The 17,071-nt window shown below is 63.0% G+C and carries 18 protein-coding genes; 11 read left to right on the forward strand and 7 right to left on the reverse strand.

Features of this window, described 5'->3' with window-relative positions:
• The first annotated feature begins 40 nt into the window (after positions 1 to 40).
• From NKH28_RS13675 to NKH28_RS13700, 6 genes are all read left to right on the forward strand, one after another.
• Positions 41 to 823: a 3-hydroxybutyrate dehydrogenase gene (locus NKH28_RS13675; protein ID WP_352489286.1), complete on the forward strand. Its 783-nt coding sequence runs from the start codon at positions 41 to 43 to the stop codon at positions 821 to 823.
• 26 nt (positions 824 to 849) lie between these two features.
• Positions 850 to 1,980 (forward strand): patatin-like phospholipase family protein, encoded by a 1,131-nt coding sequence (locus tag NKH28_RS13680; RefSeq protein ID WP_352613559.1) that lies wholly within the window; start codon positions 850 to 852, stop codon positions 1,978 to 1,980.
• Positions 1,981 to 1,996: 16 nt separating this feature from the next.
• Positions 1,997 to 2,140 carry a hypothetical protein gene (locus tag NKH28_RS13685; RefSeq protein WP_352452504.1) on the forward strand — a complete coding sequence of 48 codons (144 nt, stop codon included), beginning with the start codon at positions 1,997 to 1,999 and terminating at the stop codon, positions 2,138 to 2,140.
• 122 nt (positions 2,141 to 2,262) lie between these two features.
• Positions 2,263 to 3,474 (forward strand): efflux RND transporter periplasmic adaptor subunit, encoded by a 1,212-nt coding sequence (locus tag NKH28_RS13690; protein WP_352979182.1) that lies wholly within the window; start codon positions 2,263 to 2,265, stop codon positions 3,472 to 3,474.
• Positions 3,475 to 3,476: 2 nt separating this feature from the next.
• On the forward strand, positions 3,477 to 6,653 hold the full coding sequence (locus tag NKH28_RS13695) for an efflux RND transporter permease subunit (RefSeq protein WP_352979184.1): 3,177 nt from the start codon (positions 3,477 to 3,479) through the stop codon (positions 6,651 to 6,653).
• A gap of 99 nt (positions 6,654 to 6,752) precedes the next feature.
• Positions 6,753 to 6,911, forward strand: a complete 159-nt coding sequence (locus NKH28_RS13700) for a DUF3309 family protein (RefSeq protein WP_023678456.1) — start codon at positions 6,753 to 6,755, stop codon at positions 6,909 to 6,911.
• A 66-nt stretch (positions 6,912 to 6,977) separates the two neighbouring features.
• Here the strand turns inward: NKH28_RS13700 and NKH28_RS13705 are convergent, their stop codons facing one another.
• Complete coding sequence (locus NKH28_RS13705) at positions 6,978 to 7,937, reverse strand: SDR family oxidoreductase (RefSeq protein WP_352979186.1); 960 nt, start codon at positions 7,935 to 7,937, stop codon at positions 6,978 to 6,980.
• 93 nt (positions 7,938 to 8,030) lie between these two features.
• Between NKH28_RS13705 and NKH28_RS13710 the strand changes: the two genes are divergently transcribed.
• Entirely contained in the window at positions 8,031 to 8,942 is a 912-nt protein-coding gene (locus NKH28_RS13710) for a LysR family transcriptional regulator (RefSeq protein WP_352979188.1), read from the forward strand.
• Here NKH28_RS13710 and NKH28_RS13715 read toward each other — a convergent pair.
• The 4 genes from NKH28_RS13715 to NKH28_RS13730 all read right to left on the reverse strand — a co-directional run bounded on the left by NKH28_RS13715 (position 8,900) and on the right by NKH28_RS13730 (position 11,831).
• The gene (locus NKH28_RS13715; RefSeq protein ID WP_352979190.1) at positions 8,900 to 10,081 is read right to left on the reverse strand and encodes an MFS transporter; all 1,182 of its coding nucleotides are present in this window, start codon (positions 10,079 to 10,081) and stop codon (positions 8,900 to 8,902) included. The genes NKH28_RS13710 and NKH28_RS13715 overlap by 43 nt on opposite strands.
• A 146-nt stretch (positions 10,082 to 10,227) precedes the next feature.
• Entirely contained in the window at positions 10,228 to 10,689 is a 462-nt protein-coding gene (locus NKH28_RS13720; protein WP_352452498.1) for a cupin domain-containing protein, read from the reverse strand.
• A gap of 11 nt (positions 10,690 to 10,700) precedes the next feature.
• Entirely contained in the window at positions 10,701 to 11,009 is a 309-nt protein-coding gene (locus NKH28_RS13725) for a DUF1244 domain-containing protein (RefSeq protein ID WP_352979192.1), read from the reverse strand.
• Between the two features lie 24 nt (positions 11,010 to 11,033).
• Positions 11,034 to 11,831, reverse strand: coding sequence for an N-formylglutamate amidohydrolase (locus NKH28_RS13730; protein WP_352979194.1), 798 nt, complete (start codon positions 11,829 to 11,831; stop codon positions 11,034 to 11,036).
• A gap of 286 nt (positions 11,832 to 12,117) precedes the next feature.
• On the opposite strand from NKH28_RS13730, the gene NKH28_RS13735 reads away from it, so the two are divergent.
• The 3 genes from NKH28_RS13735 (at position 12,118) to NKH28_RS13745 (ending at position 15,290) form a co-directional block, all read left to right on the forward strand.
• Entirely contained in the window at positions 12,118 to 12,564 is a 447-nt protein-coding gene (locus NKH28_RS13735) for a DUF1036 domain-containing protein (protein WP_352489443.1), read from the forward strand.
• Positions 12,561 to 13,991: a pyruvate kinase gene (pyk, locus tag NKH28_RS13740; protein WP_352454861.1), complete on the forward strand. Its 1,431-nt coding sequence runs from the start codon at positions 12,561 to 12,563 to the stop codon at positions 13,989 to 13,991. The genes NKH28_RS13735 and pyk overlap by 4 nt, the downstream gene beginning before the upstream one ends.
• 216 nt (positions 13,992 to 14,207) lie before the next feature.
• The gene (locus NKH28_RS13745) at positions 14,208 to 15,290 is read left to right on the forward strand and encodes an NAD(P)H-dependent flavin oxidoreductase (RefSeq protein WP_352979196.1); all 1,083 of its coding nucleotides are present in this window, start codon (positions 14,208 to 14,210) and stop codon (positions 15,288 to 15,290) included.
• A 118-nt stretch (positions 15,291 to 15,408) separates the two neighbouring features.
• Here the strand turns inward: NKH28_RS13745 and NKH28_RS13750 are convergent, their stop codons facing one another.
• Together NKH28_RS13750 and ykgO are read right to left on the reverse strand one after the other, a co-directional pair.
• Complete coding sequence (locus NKH28_RS13750; protein WP_352471168.1) at positions 15,409 to 16,008, reverse strand: tetratricopeptide repeat protein; 600 nt, start codon at positions 16,006 to 16,008, stop codon at positions 15,409 to 15,411.
• A 94-nt stretch (positions 16,009 to 16,102) separates the two neighbouring features.
• A complete protein-coding gene (gene ykgO, locus NKH28_RS13755; RefSeq protein ID WP_006327841.1) occupies positions 16,103 to 16,228 on the reverse strand; it encodes a type B 50S ribosomal protein L36 in 126 nt (41 codons plus the stop codon).
• A 225-nt stretch (positions 16,229 to 16,453) separates the two neighbouring features.
• Between ykgO and NKH28_RS13760 the strand changes: the two genes are divergently transcribed.
• Complete coding sequence (locus NKH28_RS13760) at positions 16,454 to 16,876, forward strand: lysozyme inhibitor LprI family protein (protein ID WP_352817722.1); 423 nt, start codon at positions 16,454 to 16,456, stop codon at positions 16,874 to 16,876.
• The last annotated feature ends 195 nt before the right edge of the window (positions 16,877 to 17,071 follow it).

A 17,071-nucleotide genomic window follows, 5' to 3' on the forward strand; every position in this document is an offset into this window, starting at 1 on the left:
TGGTTCCACGGGAGCCCGCCTCGAAAGGAATAAAGCCGCCTTGACCGCCAGAAAAACCGCCATCGTCACCGGTTCCACCTCGGGCATCGGCCTGGCCATTGCCCACGCGCTCGCGGCCGAAGGCTGCAACGTCGTCGTCAATTCCTTTTCCGACACCGCCGACGATCACGCCATCGCCGACGCGATTGCGAAGCACCACGAGGTGAAGACCGTCTACGTCAAGGCCGACATGTCGAAGCCGGCCGAGTGCCGGGCTTTGGTGGCGAAGGCAGCCGAGGCATTCGGCTCGGTCGACATCCTGGTCAACAACGCCGGCATCCAGCATGTCGCACCGGTCGAAAGCTTCCCGATCGAGAAATGGGATGCGATCATAGCCATCAACCTGTCATCGGCCTTCCACACCATCGCAGCCGCCATCCCGTTGATGAAACAGGCCGGTGGCGGCCGGATCGTCAACGTCGCCTCGGCCCACGGCCTTGTCGCCTCGCCGTTCAAGTCGGCCTATGTCTCGGCCAAGCATGGCATTATGGGCTTGACCAAGACTGTCGCCCTGGAGCTGGCGCGCGACAAGATCACCTGTAATGCCATTTGTCCGGGCTATGTGCTGACGCCGCTGGTCGAGGCGCAGATCCCCGACCAGATGAAGGCCAACAAGATGGACCGCGAGACGGTGGTCCGTGAGGTCATGCTCGACAGGCAGCCGACCAAGGAGTTCGTCACCGTCGAGCAGGTTGCGGCGGCCGCGGTGTTCCTATGCTCGGATGCGGCGGCGCAGATCAACGGCACGCACATCTCTGTCGACGGCGGCTGGACCGCTCAGTGAGCCTTCCAGCGGTCAAGGGCCACGCCATGCCGAAAAATGGCAAGGCGGAAGAGCCAAAGAAGATCAATGTCGCGCTGCAAGGCGGCGGCTCGCACGGGGCGTTTTCCTGGGGCGTGCTCGATCGGCTGCTCGAGGACGGGCGCCTCGACATAACGGCGGTTTCGGGCACCAGCGCCGGCGCCATGAATGCCGTGGCGCTGGCCGACGGCTTTGTCCGCGGCGGTGTCGAGGGCGCGCGGCGGAAGCTCGACGATTTCTGGCGTGCGGTGGCGGCAAAGGGCCGCTTCAGCCCGGTACAGCGCATGCCCTGGGACGTCGCCTGGGGCAATTGGTCGATCGAGAACACGCCCGGCTATTTCCTGTTCGATACGATGTCTCGGGTATTTTCGCCCTATGTCGCCAATCCGCTCGCCATCAATCCGCTGCGCGACGTGGTCGAACGTGAGATCGATTTCGACAATGTGCGCGCCTGCAAGTCGATTGAACTGTTCATTTCCGCTACCAATGTCGAGACCGGCCAGTTGCGCGTCTTCTCGGACGGCGAGATCGACCTCGACACGGTGATGGCGTCGGCCTGCTTGCCGCAATTGTTCCGTGCCGTCGAGATCAAGGGCGTGCCCTATTGGGATGGCGGTTATGGCGGCAACCCGGCATTGTTCCCGTTCTTCAAGACGGCGGCCACCGAGGACGTGCTTTTGGTGCAGATCAATCCGGTGGTCCGCGAGGGAACGCCGAAGAGCGCCAATGAGATCCAGAACCGCATCGACGAGATCACCTTCAATGCCGGGCTGTTGCGCGAATTCCGCTCGATCGCCTTCGTCAAGGAACTGATCGCCGCCGGCCGATTGCCGCACGGCGAATATCGCGACATCCGCATGCACCGCATCGATGCCGACGAAGCGTTCAAGGATCTGTCGGCATCGTCCAAGGTCAATGCCGAATGGGCGTTCCTTGCCTATCTGCGCGACCTCGGCCGCACCGCAGCCAGTGATTGGCTGGAAGAAAATTATGACGCCGTCGGCAAGCGGCCGACGATCGATCTGTCCGGCGAACTCGACGACGGCTTGAAGCCGGTGCGCGGGCCGGCGCCGGGCCGGCGGGTCAAGGAATTTCTTGCGGCGCGCAAGCAGCCCGAGGCCGCCCGCCGTCCGGCCTAGCTGCTTCGCAAAGCAGATGGCATTCGCAATCTGTCCAATCATCCTGACACTTGCTGCCATGCCGCTGTTTTGGCAATCAACAGCCGATGCTGCGGCCGCATCTTTGCGGACAAAGCAACAATCCATCAACTTTTCTGACTATATTGCGATGCAACTTTGAGGTAGAAGCGCGCTTCGCCGATCACGGCAATTTGAATACGGCCTCGCGCGCACCCATATCGGCGACGCGCCCCAAGTAGAAGATGCGGCCTGGCCGAACCCCGCGCACTGGAAAAAATGACGATGCCGAAATTCAGGTTTCACAAGCTTGCAGCCATTGTTGTGCTCATCGGGTTCGCTGGCTGGATGGCGACAGGCGAGTTCTCGTCCGTCGGCAGCGCGTCCGCCGACAACAAGCCCAAGGCAGGAGAGGTCGAGCAGCCCAAGGCAGCCGACGCAGGCAAGCCCCAAACTGGCAAACAGGGGGCTGCCAAGCCGGGGACTGCCGAGGCGGAACAGCCCAAGGCGCCGTTACGCACGGTCGCGATCATAACCCCGCCGCGGCGCACCTATGCACGCGCTATCCGCATTTCCGGACTGACCGAAGCCGACAAGCGCGCCGTCCTGGCGACACGCGTCGCCGGCGTCATCGACAAGCTGCCGGTCAAGCAGGGTCAGCATGTCAAGACCGGCGACCTGATCCTGATGCTTGCCGCCGAGGAAAAAATCTCGGCGGTCGACAACGCCAAGCAGCTTGTCGTGCAACGTGAGGCAGAGCTGGCAGCTGCCCTGCGGCTGATGAAAACCGGCAATCTGCCCAAGCTGCAGCTCGACACGGCCCGCTCCAACCTGACGCTGGCCAAGTCGCAACTGGAGGCCGTGCAAGCCGAGCTCGACCGCAACGAGGTGAAGGCGCCCTTCGACGGCGTCATCGACCGGGTGCCAGTGGAGCTTGGCAGTTCCGTCATGCAGGGCGGCGAAGTGGCGACCATTCTGAAGCTCGATCCGGTGATCGCCCGCGGCGAAGTCAGCGAACGCGATCTCGGCTATCTGAAGATCGGCGACAAGGCCGATGTGCGTCTGGTCAGCGGCCAGAATGTCGAGGGCACGGTGCGCTACATCAGCCGCGATGCATCTTCGGCAACCCGTACCTTCCGCGTCGAAGTCGCCATCCCCAACGCCGATGGTTCCGTACCGGCCGGCATGACGGCAGAAATTGCGCTCAGCGCCCAGCCGACCGACGCCGTCATGCTGCCGCGCTCGGTGGTGACGCTCGGCGACAAGGGCGATCTCGGCATTCGCGCCGTCGACAAGGACGACAAGGTCGTGTTCTTCCCGATCGACCTGGTCGACGACACGCCGACCGGCCTGGTGCTCGGCGGCATTCCGGCCGACGCCCGCATCATCGTCGCCGGCCAGGAGCTGGTGAAGGAAGGCGAAGTGGTCAAGCCGGTCGCAGCCGACCAGGCGACCATTCAAAAGCTGTTGGGCGAAGCGACGGCCGGGACGCAGTAATCATGGACATCGTCAAACTTGCAATCAGCAATGCCCGGCTGACCATTTCGGTCCTGGTCTTTCTCATCCTTGCCGGTGCGGTCGCTTACCAGTCGACGCCGAAGGAAGCGGAACCCGACGTTCCGATTCCGATGATGTATGTCAGTCTGATCTACCAGGGCATCTCGCCGGAAGACTCCGAACGCCTCCTGCTGCGGCCGATGGAAGCCAAGCTGAAGAGCCTGAAAGGCCTCAAGGAGATGCGCTCGGCCGCCTTCCAGGGCGGCGGTTATGTGCTGGTCGAATTCCAGCCACAGACGGACCTCGCCACCGCGCTGCAGGACACACGCAGCAAGGTGCAGGACGGCAAGGCCGACCTGCCGCAAGCGGCTGAGGAGCCCGTGGTCTCCGAGGTCAACATCTCCGAGTTCCCCGTCCTGGTCGTGACGCTGTCGGGCGAGGTGCCCGAGCGCGTGCTGACGGCGGCGGCGCGCGAGCTGCGCGACCGCATCGAGGAAGTGCCTGGCGTGCTCGAGGGCTCGCTGCAGGGTGCGCGCGACGACCTCGTCGAAGTGGTCATCGATCCGATGAAGCTGTCTTCCTACGGGCTGCAGCTCGACCAGTTGATCGGTGCGGTCGGCGCTTCCAACAGTCTTGTCGCCGCCGGCAACATCGAAGGATCCGAGGGCAAATACGCGGTCAAGGTGCCCTCGCTTATCGAGACACCAGAGGATGTGGCGGCGCTTCCGGTCGTCGCCGGCCCCAATGCGGTGGTGCAGGCCAAGGACATTGCCACCATCCGCTCCACATTCAAGGACGCCGAGACGGTCACCCGCCTCGACGGCAAGCCGGCGATCGCCATCGAGGTGAAGAAGCGCATCGGCTCCAACCTGATCGATACGATTGGCAAGGTCAGGGAGGTGTCCGACGCCTTCATCAAGACGATGCCGGAGGGCATGCACGTCACCTACACGCAAGACAAGTCCGTCTTCGTGAACCAGTTGCTCGGCGACCTGCAGAACCACGTGATGATCGCCGTCATCCTGGTGTTCATCGTCATTCTCTACGCGCTGTCTGGCCGTGCCTCGCTGCTGATCGGATTGGCCATCCCCTCGTCCTTCCTGATCGGCATCCTGTTGCTGGCAATGATGGGCTACACGATCAACATGATCGTGCTGTTCAGCCTCATCCTGGCGGTCGGCATGCTGGTCGACGACGCCATCATCGTCACCGAATTCGCCGAGCGCCGCATGAGCGAGGGCATGCCGAAGGAGCAAGCGTTCGCGCTTGCCGCCAAGCGTATGGCCGGCCCGGTCATCGCGGCGACGATGACGCGCATTGCCGCCTTTTCGCCGCTGTTGTTCTGGCCGGGCATTATCGGCGACTTCATGAAATACATGCCGATCACGCTGATCGTGACGCTCTCGGCCTCGATGCTCTATGCGCTGGTCTTCGCGCCGACGCTGGGCGCGATATTTGCCAAGGCGCCGGCCCATCACCCCGACGACAATCGCGACGGCTGGTACATGGCCGTGGTCAAGCAGGCGGTGCATTATCCCATCACCGTGCTTGTCCTCACTGTGGCGCTGTTGGTCGGCGTCGGCTACGCCTATTCGAAATTCGGCGCCGGCGTCGAATTCTTCCCGAATGTCGAGCCTGACTACGGCCTGCTCTATGTCCACGCCCGCGGCAATCTTTCGCTTGCCGAAATGGACGCGGCCACCAAGACCGCGGAAAATCGGCTGCTCGGTTGGCCGGGCGTGAAGTCTGTCTATACCCGTGTCGGCAAGACGCAGGGCGGCGGCCAGGATGTTCCGGAAGACGTGGTTGGCGTGATCCAGTACGAATTCGTCGACTGGCGCGAGCGTAAATCGGCGAACTCAATCCTGGACGAGCTGCGCGGCGTTATGGCCGGCATTCCCGGTGTCGACGTCGAGGTTCGCGTGCCGGAAGCCGGCCCGCCTACCGGCAAGCCGATCCAGATCAGGCTTTCGGCCGTCGATCCGAAGGGCCTTGACGACAAGGCCCGCGCCGTCGCCGCGCGCATTGCCAAGGTGCCCGGCGTCATCGATATTTCCGATGGTCTGGCGCCGCCCGGCGTCGACTGGGCGCTCGAGGTCGATCGCGCCAAGGCGGCGCAGTACGGCATCAGCCCAACCGCGGTCGGAACGGTGGTGCAATTGGTGACCAACGGGCTGAAGCTCAGCGAGTACCGGCCCGCCGGCGCCGACGATGCAGTCGACATCAGGCTGCGCCTGCCCGAGGATCGGCGCACGCTGTCGACGCTCGACGAGCTGCGGGTGCAGACCGCGCAAGGCTCGGTGCCGATCTCGAACTTCGTCGTGCGCAAGCCGGAGCCGACGGTCGGTATCCTCAATCGCATCGACGGTGCGCGAACGGTCGTCGTCCAGGCCAACGTCGCCGCCGGCGCCCAGGTGGCTGCCGTCCAGCAGGAGGTCACCAAAGCTGTTGCAGACATGAACCTCGGCAGCGGCATTCGCTGGAAGCTTGCCGGCTCCAATGAGGACAGCGCGGAGGCCGGTGCCTTCCTCAGCAAAGCCTTCGGTGCGGCGATCTTTCTGATCTTCATCGTGCTTCTGGCGCAGTTCAACAAGTTCACCAGCGTCTGGCTGGTGCTGTCCTGCGTGGTCATGGCGACGATCGGCGTGTTCCTCGGGCTGCTGCTGACGGGAGAGGCATTCGGCATCGTCATGTCGGGCATCGGTGTCATCGCGCTGGCCGGCGTGGTGGTGAACAACAACATCGTGCTGATCGACACCTATGACCGGTTGCGCGAAGAGGGCTGGGACAAATACGAAGCCGTTCTGCAGACTTGCCGCGAACGTGCCCGCCCGGTGGTGCTGACGGCGGTGTCGGCGATCCTCGGCGTGCTGCCGATCGCTTTTGGCCTCGGCCTCGAAATCTTCCATCACGAGACGACGATCAACGCGCCGTCGACGCAATGGTGGATTTCGCTGTCGTCGGCGATCGTTTTCGGGCTGTCCTTCGCCACCGTGCTGACGCTGGTGGTGACGCCGTCGATGCTGATGGTGTTCACTCGCGCCAAGGTCAAACCCGGTGCGCGTCGTGGCTGGTTCAGTCGCCTGTTGGGGCGCGGCAAAACCGAAATCTCGTCGGGCGGCCTGGAGGCCGATCTGGGCGCCGAACCGGCGATCGCCTTCCCGAAGGCGGCCGAATAGAGTCCGAATCGCCGTCCTGATCAAGCAAAGGCCGCCCGGGAACAATGGGCGGCCTTCTGCATTGTTCCGTCATTGCAACCTCAAAGCGAGGATTTTCTGATGACGATCAGCACCATTCTCATCATTATCCTTATTCTTATTCTGATCGGCGCGGTTCCGGCGTGGCCGCATTCGCGGTCCTGGGGTTACGGACCATCAGGCATCGTCGGCGTCATCCTGATCGTTGTCCTGGTGCTGCTGTTGATGGGCCGGATCTGAGCGCAACCTTCCTCCCCGACCAGCGGCGGATGATCGTGAGGCCATCCGCCTTTTTTTGGTTTGTTGTTAGGCAACTTTTTGCGTCGTCTTGATCGTGGCGATGCCGATATCCTCGAGCGCTTCCGACACCGCATTTTCCAGCGGCGTGTGCGGGATCGTACCGATAACGCTTTCCAGCCTGCCTGAAACCAGCCGGTGCGGCTCGAAGCGGAGATAGGACATCGAAACGATCTCGCGCCACATCGCCACGAACGGGCCGCCGGCACGCAGCACCCACCACGGCATCGACGTCAGTTTCAGCGTGCGTCCGAGCGCCTTCTCCGCGGCCGCCTTGATGTCCAGATCGGTCACCGCATGGCCAGGAAAGTTCAGCGCCTCGTAGGAGCCGAGCTTGTCGAGATTGTCAGCCAGCCCGATGAAGGCCTTGGCCAGGTCGGGCAGATAGGCCCATTCATGCACGAGATCGACCGGCCCTGGGGCCGTGTAGACGCCATTGGTCATCTTGGCGGCAACAACCAGATCGAACCACGATCCGCTGCCGGTGCCGCCGAAGAAATCACCAGCGCGCAGCAGAATCGTGCGCACCCGACCCGCGTCGGCCTCGCGGCGAAACAGATCCTCCATGGCGACGCGGATGCGGCCCTTTTCCGTCGTCGGGCGAAACGGCGTGTCTTCGGCGATCACCGCCGGCATCTGCGAGCCGTAATTGTAGACGGTGCCCGGGAAGAGATGCAGCGCGCCGTGCGCCCGGCAGGCAGCCATCACATTCTCGGCCATCGGCAGGCATTTGCTCCAGTCGGTGTAGAGCGGGTTGAGGCCGTTGAAAATGATATCGACGCCTTGGGTCGCGCGGATCAGCGCAGCACGGTCGAGCGCGTCGCCGGCGATCGCCGTAGCGCCTTTGAGCTCCGCCGGCACCTTGCCGCTGCGGGTGATGGCACGGACATCGTAGCCGGCATCGAGGAAGGCCTTGGCGACCGTGCGGCCGAGGCGGCCATTGGCGCCGAGAATTGCGATCGTGGTCATTGTTCGTCTCCGTGTTGCGTTACGACCCCAATATTGTCTCTTCGCAAACGAATGAAAATTGACCACGATTGGCGATATGATATTCAATTGTGAATGGATATTGACTGGAACCTGATCAAGAGTTTCGTCACCGTGGCGGAGACCGGCAGCCTGTCAGCGGCCGCCCGAAAACTTGCCGCGAGCCAGCCGACGCTCGGCCGCCACATCACCGAGCTGGAACAGGCGCTCGGCGTCACCCTGTTCCGGCGCGGGCGGCGTGGCTATGCGCTCACCGAAGCAGGCAGCACGCTCTTTGAACGGGGTCGCGCGGTGAGCGAGCAGGCGAGCGCCTTTTCGCTGCTGGCGCTGGGATCGGTCGAGGCGATCGAGGGTACGGTGCGCATTGCCGCCAGCGAGGTGGTGGCGGCCTATGTGCTGCCGGAAATGACAGCGAGGCTTGGGACCGAGGAGCCGGGCATCGAAGTCGAGATCGCCGCCTCGAATCAGGTCGAGAATCTGCTGCGTCGCGACGCCGATATCGCCATTCGCATGGTCAAGCCGGCGCAGAATGAACTGGTCGCGCGCAAGGTGACCGACATTCCGCTCCGCGCCTGCGCGGCAAAATCCTACCTCGACCGGCGTGGCCGTCCGCGCGAGGCCCGCGATCTTGCCGGCCATGATCTGGTCGGCTTCGACCGCAGCGATGAGATCATTCGCGGCTTCGCCCAGTTCGGCGTCCCGCTCGCCCGCAATGCCTTCCGCTTCAGGACCGATAATCAGATCGTGCTGTGGGAGGCGGTGCGGGCGGGAAACGGCATCGGCTTTGGCCAGGAGCCGCTCGCCGACCGTGATCCGCTGGTCGAGACAGTGCTGCCGGGTCTCCCGCTGCCGACGCTGCCGGTATGGCTGGCCATGCACCGCGACGTGCGTACCAGCGTCCGCATCCGCCGCGTCGCGGATTTCCTCTACGAAGAGTTCGAGCGCTATTCAGCCGGTGCAGGCTCGGCAGCGAATTCGGCGCGGTGAGCGAGGCCGGCCATCAACAGCACGACGACCAGCAGCCCGGACAGTGCGACGAAGATCGGGCCGAAGCTCGAGTGCTCGGCGACGAAGCCGATCGCCGACGGCGCCACCAGAATGCCTGAGTAACCCATTGTGGTGACGACGCTCATGCCTGTGCCGGACGCCATACCTTCCTGGTTGCCGCCGGCCGAAAAAATGATCGGCACCATGTTGGCAATGCCGAGGCCGCAAAAGGCAAAGGCGGCAATGGCCAGCCAAGGCGAGGGAGCCAGCCCGGCCACCAGCATGCCGGCAGCAGCGGCAAGAGCCGAGGCGCGCAATGTCGTAACGGCACCGAAACGGTTGCGGACGCCATCGCCGAGAAAGCGCATAATGGCCATGACGCCGGAAAAGGCGGCATAGGCCAGGCCTGCGATGGCAAGATCGGCGCCGAGTTCCTGCCGGAGATACAGCGCTGCCCAGTCGAGTACCGCGCCTTCGGAGATCATCGTCAGCAGCGCCATAAGTCCGACCAGATAGACCACCGGATTTGCCGGCAACGCGAATTTGTGGTGCTCGGCGACCGGGTGCTTGTCCTCGGCGATCAGGTAGCGGATCGCTACGGCGATTACGGCAAAGGCAAGAGCCGTCACCACTGTCGCATGGGCGAGGTGACCGTAGTTCTGGATGGCGAAACCGCCCAAAGCGCCGCCGGCGAAACCGCCAAGGCTCCAGAAGCCGTGCGAGGACGACATGATGGCACGGGACAGCCGCCGTTCGACTGCCACTGCATTGGCATTCATGGCGACGTCCATGCCGCCGATCGAACCGCCGAAGATGAACATGGCGATGGCTGCAAGGGGCACGTTGGGGGCCAGAGCCACAACCAAAAGGCCGAAGCTGCCGGCAAGTCCGAACCAGCGCAGCACCGTGCGCGAGCCATGCTTCGAGATCAGATGGCCGCACCAGGTCATGGCAGTGACGGCGCCGGCACCGAACAACAGAATCAGCAAGCCGAGCGTGAACTTCGAAATGTCGAGTCGCGTCAGGAACACCGGGATCTGCGGCGCCCAACTGCCGGTCAAGAAGCCGTTGGCGAGGAAGATGCCGGCCACTGCCCAGCGTCCACGAATCGCGATCTGCGTGATTTTCTGCGCGTCCATCGGGTAGAATCCGGTCCGGAAATGGCGTTGCGCGGCAAATTAGATCGATTCAATTCACAGTCAAGCGCTCTTCGCCGAAAGTGCTTGGACCAGACGCTACGTCCTCTCGCGTCGGCCAACCATCTCGGCGGTCCACTCCGAAATCCCTACGGCTCGGGATAGGGCGCGCCATCCTTGTGCACAAACCGGCCGTCAGCGTTGGTGCTCATCATGTCGATGTCGGAGCAGGTGGCGACGTCGTCGGGCCAGCGCGAACCGACTTCGAGATAGATCGCCATCGCGCCCGATTTATTGATCATGTGATGGCCGTTGCCTGATCCTTTCGGAAAGGCCGCGCAATCACCGGCGCGCAGCACCGTCTCGCCGGCATCTTCGACGAGCGTCAGCTCGCCTTCAAGCACGTAGACGAATTCGTCTTCGTGCGAATGCCAGTGGCGCTGGCTCGACCAGTTGCCCGGCGGCAGGCGCATGAGATTGATGCCGAAGTCGGTGAGCCCACCTGCGTTGCCTAGCCGCTGGCGCACGCGTTCGGCACAGGGTGCATCGAACGGCGGTGGATAGGATGAGCCCTTGCGTCCTGGCACGTCGGCAACGTCAATCTTAGGCACGGCATCCTCCCCTAGTGATCCCTAGGGCGCCTTGCCTCGAACTCGGCCTTCTTGGCGTCGGAGGCTTCGACCTGGTTCAGTGCCTGCCACTCGGCATAGGGCATGCCGTAGATGATCTCGCGCGACTGTTCCTTGCTGAGTTCGACACCTTCGGCTTGCGCCGCATCGCGGTACCAGTTGGACAGGCAGTTGCGGCAGAAGCCGGCGAGGTTCATCAGGTCGATGTTCTGTACGTCGGAACGCTCGCGCAGATGCGCGACCAGCCGGCGGAAGGCAGCGGCTTCGAAATCGCGCTTTTGTTCTTCGCTGAGTTCGGTCATCACGTTGGCCTCCCTTGGGCCTCATCATACCGGCCCGGTGCGCGAGCCGAATATTTTCACCGCATGTATATCGGCACGTCGATCTATCGCGTCAACGATCGGCGCCAGCCGTTCGGCCCAGGCGAGGGCACCCTTGCGGTCGGCGATCAGGTCCTGGCGGACCTCGAGCAGCGCATGGGCAAAGCCGTTGACGATGGCGTGCCTGAACATGGTATCGCCGCGCAGTGCGCCGTCATAGGGTTCGTTGTCGCCGACGATGAGGCTCTTGTCCTTGGCGAGCATGTCGATCAGCGGCCGCGCAACGCGGTCGTCCAGGTCCCACAATATGCCGACGTGCCACGGCCGCACGGAGCCCTGCATGGTCGGTGTGAAGGAATGCACCGAAAAGATGAAGGGTGCCTGCGCGGATACTCGCGCCACAGAGGCGATCATGGCGCCGACGGCATCATGATAGGGGCGGTAAAAGCGGTCCAGCCGTCTTTCGCGCTCCTCCGAGGCCATGGGATAATTTCCCGGGATGATGGTGCCGTCATAGAGCTGGCGAATCAGCGTTGGATCGTCTTCGCCGCGATTGGGGTCGATCAGCAGTCGCGAAAAATTGGCAAGCACCGCCGGAACGCCGAGCAGACTTGCGAGTTCGCGGGTTACGGTCTCGACGCCGATGTCGTAGGCGATGTGGCGGTCGAACTCCGCCGCCGGCAGGCCGAGACTGCCATACTCCTCCGGCAGGTCGCGGCGGGCGTGATCGGCCAGAAGCACCATGCCGCGCTTGCGATCGCCTTCGACGATATCGAAAGGCGCGAAAACTGTGGATCGGGTCATTGGCGGGAAAGGTCTGTTCGCTGGCTTTCGGGGAGGGTGGTATCGTCATTCCACGAAGAGAACGCTTGCGCAATGCCGTTGTTTGGCCACGGTTTCTGCCAAAAAACTGAGCAGGGGCGACCGCAAGCGCGCCAGAGCCTTCTAAATCGATTGGAATTGGACAGATCGGCGCGTTGACATGCGTACGGACTTTTCCGAAAAGGGGCGTTGAGAGATGCAAATGTGGTTCTTGAGGGGTTTCAGGATGGGTTTCGCCGGCAGGCTGCGTGTGCGCCACGCCTTGGCCATGCCGCTCCTGGTACCGGCCATGGCTCTTTTCGCGGTGATTTCGGCCTCGCCGGCACGGGCCGATTTCCGGGTCTGCAACGCCACGCAGAACCTGGTCGGTGTCGGCATCGGCTATCGCGCCAAAGCCGGCTGGATCACCGAAGGCTGGTGGCACATCGAAGGATCGAGCTGCAAGACGCTGATCGAGGGACCGTTGTCATCAAGGTTTTACTATCTTTATGCAGAAGACGCCGAGCGCGGCGGACGCTGGGATGGCCCGATCAACATGTGCGTGGCCGAAAAAGAGTTCAAGATCGCCGGCGTTACCGATTGCGTCGCCCGGGGCTTTCAGCGCGCCGGATTCCAGGAATATGACACGGGCGAGCAGGCAAGCTGGATGGTCCAGCTGACTGACGAGCCCGCAACGGATGGCGCTCCAGCCGCCCCGGGAACAAACAGTCAATGAGACGCAGCCGCAAGGTCAAGATCCTCGCCACCATCGGTCCGGCCTCCTCGTCCGAGGAGATGCTGAAGAAGCTGTTCGAAGCCGGCGCCGACGTGTTCCGCATCAATATGAGCCACACCGACCATGAATTGATGCGTACGCTTGTCGGCCGCATTCGTGCCGTCGAGGAGGCGGTCGGCCGGCCGATCGGCGTTCTCGCCGACCTGCAAGGGCCAAAGCTGCGCGTCGGCAAGTTCGCCAACGGCAAAGAGGTGCTGACCGTCGGTCAGACCTTCACGCTCGACGACAATCCCGAGCCCGGCAATTCGACGAGGGTCTACCTGCCGCATCCCGAAATCCTGCGTTCGGTCGAGGCTGGTCATCGCCTGCTGATCGACGACGGCAAGCTCGAGCTCAAGGCGGTCAGCAGCAACGGCAAGGCGATCGTCTGCACCGTCGTCGCCGGCACCACCATTTCCGACAAGAAGGGCGTCAGCCTGCCCGACACCGACCTGCCGGTCGGCGCGCTGACGGAAAAGGACCGCCGGGATCTCGACGCGGTTCTGGCGACCGGCGTCGACTGGGTGGCGCTGTCCTTCGTGCAGCGGCCCGAGGACCTGGCCGAAGCGCGCAAGATCGCACGCGGCCGGGCGCTGATCATGGCCAAGATCGAAAAGCCGCAGGCCGTCGCCCGGCTGGCCGAGATCATCGAGCTTTCGGATGCGCTGATGGTCGCCCGCGGCGATCTCGGCGTCGAGATGCCTCTCGAAGCCGTGCCTGGCATTCAGAAGCAGATCACCCGCGCCGCGCGCCGTGCCGGCAAGCCGGTGGTGGTCGCCACGCAGATGCTGGAATCGATGATCACCGCGCCGGTGCCGACGCGGGCCGAGGTGTCGGACGTGTCGATCGCCGTGTTTGAAGGCGCCGACGCGATCATGCTTTCGGCGGAGTCCGCCGCCGGCGCCTATCCGGTCGAGGCGGTGGCGATGATGAACCGGATCGCCACCAAGGTCGAAACCGACCCGACCTATGCCGGAATTATCAACGCGCAGCGCTCGGAACCGGAAGCGACCGGGGCCGACGCGATCTCGCTCGCCGCCCGCGAAATAGCCGAGACGCTGAAGCTGTCGGCGATCATCACCTATACCGCGTCCGGCACGACCGGCTTGCGCGCCGCGCGCGAGCGGCCGCAAGTGCCGATCGTGGCGCTGTCGCCGATCCTCAACACGGCGCGGCGGCTGTCGCTGTTGTGGGGCACGCATTGCGTCGTTTCCCCCGACGCCAGCGACCTCGACGACATGGTCGACCGCGCCTGCCGCATCGCCTTCGATGAAGGTTTCGGCAAGCCGGGCGACCGCGTCATCATCACGGCCGGCGTGCCGCTGAGGACGCCGGGCTCGACCAACATGCTGCGCATCGCCTATGTCGGATCGGAAGTCGGCCGCTAATGTCGGCCGCGGCTGCCGGATAGGCCGGCTGCATGGCGCGTCGTAAACGCGGCGGCAGCCCGGTGCATTGACGGCAGTTGGGCTGCGATCAACGCCGAACTCCGCCAGCTTGCATCAGCCTGTGGCCGGCCGTGAAGCGGTTCGAAGGCCCTATCCGATCTTGAGCTGGAAGTCAGTTAAGGTAATCTCTCCTGGGAGAAAGAGGAGGGTGATCCAATGTGGATGCGCACTGATCTTCTGGAACTCCTCGGCATTGAGCACCCGATAATCCAGGCTCCGATGAGCGGCATCACCACGCCGGAACTGGCGGCGGCAGTCAGCAATGCCGGGGCGCTTGGCTCGCTCGGATGCGGCATTCTGCCTGCGGCGGCTATCCGCGAGCAGCTCACGGCGACACAGCACGCCACCAATCATCCGATCAACGTCAACTTCTTTGCGCACCCGGCGCCGATACACGATGATGCGGCAGCCCAAAGTATGCGAGACCGCCTTCGCGGCTGCTATGAGGAGGTCGGCCTCGGACCGGTGCCCGAGCCGGGCGAGCCCTTCCCCACCTTCGATCGTGAGCGTCTCGAAATTGTGCTCGAGCTGCGCCCCAAGGTGGTCAGCTTCCACTTCGGTCTACCCGACACCGCAATTGTGCAGCAGTTGAAGGCGGCCGGCTGTACTGTCTTGTGTTCGGCCACCACCGTCTCGGAAGCGCGCCAGCTTGAGGCAGGAGGGGTGGACGCCATTATCGCCCAGGGATACGAGGCGGGTGGGCATCGCGGCACATTCACTGGCGACCCTGCTATCGGCACAGCCGGCACTATGGCACTCGTACCGCAGATTGTTGATGCCGTGCGGGTGCCTGTAATTGCCGCCGGCGGTATCTTCGACGGTCGCGGCATTGCTGCCAGCTTTGCACTTGGTGCATCTGGCGTGCAGATCGGCACGGCTTTCCTGGCCTGTCCTGAAGCCAATGTGCAGCCAGTCTATCGCGCAGCATTGCGCTCGGCCAACGACGAGAGCACGTCGGTGACTCGCTGCTTCACTGGCCGCCCAGCTCGCGTGGTGCGCAACCGGTTTGTGATGGAAATGGCTGGTGAGGAAGATGCAGTGTTGGCGTTTCCGCTGCAGGCGAGTCTGGTCATGCCGCTTTCGATGGCAAAGGATGAAAGCAAGCGGGCTGACTTCTTGCCCACTTGGGCCGGGCAGGGCGTTGCGAAGCTGCGGGAGATGCCGGCCGCCGCCCTTGTGGAGAAACTCGTCACGGAAGCAAACGGCATAGATCGGGCCTATAGGGGAGTAGGGGAGTAGGGGAGTAGGGGAGTAGGAGAGTAGGGGAGTAGGAGAGTAGGAGAGTAGGGGAGTAGGGCGCATGTGTTCCACAGTGCAATCTGCACCTCTCACATACTCCCTTACTCCCTTACTGGTCTCAAATGCCTTCGCCGGCAAGCTCCTCGGAAAGTGCGGCGACCTGGTCCTGGGCGCTGCGCATCATTGGGTAGATGCCGAGCACGCGCTGCCAGGCCTCAAGTGCCGACTGCTTGTGGCCGGTTTCGGCCATGATCTGAGCCAGGCCCGAAAGCGCGCCGAAATGGCGTGGTTCGAGCTGCAGGGTGCGGTCGATGTCCGCCATCGACTTCCCGTAGTTCTTCATCATGAAATGAACAGTGGCGCGCCGGTTCCAGCCTTCCGCATAGGTCGGCTGCAAAGTCACCACCTGATCGAGGAAATCGAGTGCAACATCGAATTTCTGGGTTTCGATCGCCTTCTGCGACCATTGCATCATCAGGTCGATAGAGGCGCTGCCCGACTGGGACCACTCGCTGCCGATGCGTCCGGCGATGCGCTCGGCCGCCTTTTCATTGCGTTCGCGCTTGAGATCGGCAAACAGCTGATCGAGCCGCGCCTGTTTCGTCTTGACGACCGGAGGTGCTGTCGGCGGAGTTGTGGTCGGATCTTCAGCCCACGCCGGCAGCGAGACAGCGCCGGAAACGAGGAAAGCCGTGAAAAATGCAAAAAGAATCCGCATCGCGGGAATCTAGCCCCCGACGCCGGATCGTCAAACTGAATTTAGCGTGAGAGTCGTATCATGCGAACGGAGGCGCGCAGCCTCCGTCGAAAACTCAACCCTGGCGCGCCTTGTAGCGCGGCGCGGTCTTGTTGATGATGTAGACGCGGCCCTTGCGACGAACCAGCTGGTTGTCGCGGTGACGCGCCTTCAACGCCTTGAGCGAATTCTTGATTTTCATGGTCTTGCCCGTCGGTCTGGGCCCGGTCACGGGCCGAATTATTAAGGCGCGCCCACAGACGCGCCTTTGAACTGTGCGTGGCTCATAGACGAGGAGCGTTGCCCGTGTCAACCGCAAGCGCGTTGCCTAAACGATACGGACCGTTTCGTATCATCAAATATCCGTCACTGGCGTTGCGCAGGCTTGAGACGGCTGGAATGATGCGGTTGCGAATTGGAGATCGTCATGCGCCGAATTCTTGTGTCCGCCTGTCTTGTCGTCCTCGCGGCAGGTTCTGTTGCCTATGCGCAGGAATGCGACCGCAACGACGACAGCCAGCAGATGATGAACATCTGCGCCGACGCGGACTACAAATCCGCCGACGCCAAGCTCAACAAGGCCTACCAGGAAATCATCGGCGGAACTGACGCAAAAGCCAGGAAGCTGTTGCAGACGGCGCAGCGCGCCTGGATCGCTTTTCGCGACGCGGAATGCAGCTATTCGGCCGCGGACAGCGAAGGCGGCTCGATCTATCCGATGCTGATATCGGAATGCCTGACGCGGCTGACCGACGATCGCACCAAGCAGCTCACCGCCGATTCGACCTGCGCGGAAGGCGATGTTAGCTGCGCCAGCCCCGACGAGGACGAGAGCGGCGAAATCCAGTAAGCGTAGGTTCTAACTTTGTGTTTGAGCATGATCTTTTCCGAAATCCGGATTCCACTTTTCGCTAGCGCGGACCTTCGGTTCGGGATCATGCTCTAGAGCCTTTCACGTTTTGATGGAAGCGTAGCCGGCGTTTGCGAAGTAGTTGTTGCATTCGGTTGCCTCGATCGTTTCAACGAGGTGGCCGATGTGGCGCCA

The sequence above is a fragment of the Mesorhizobium sp. M1227 genome, from assembly GCF_040318315.1.
Lineage (GTDB): Bacteria > Pseudomonadota > Alphaproteobacteria > Rhizobiales > Rhizobiaceae > Mesorhizobium.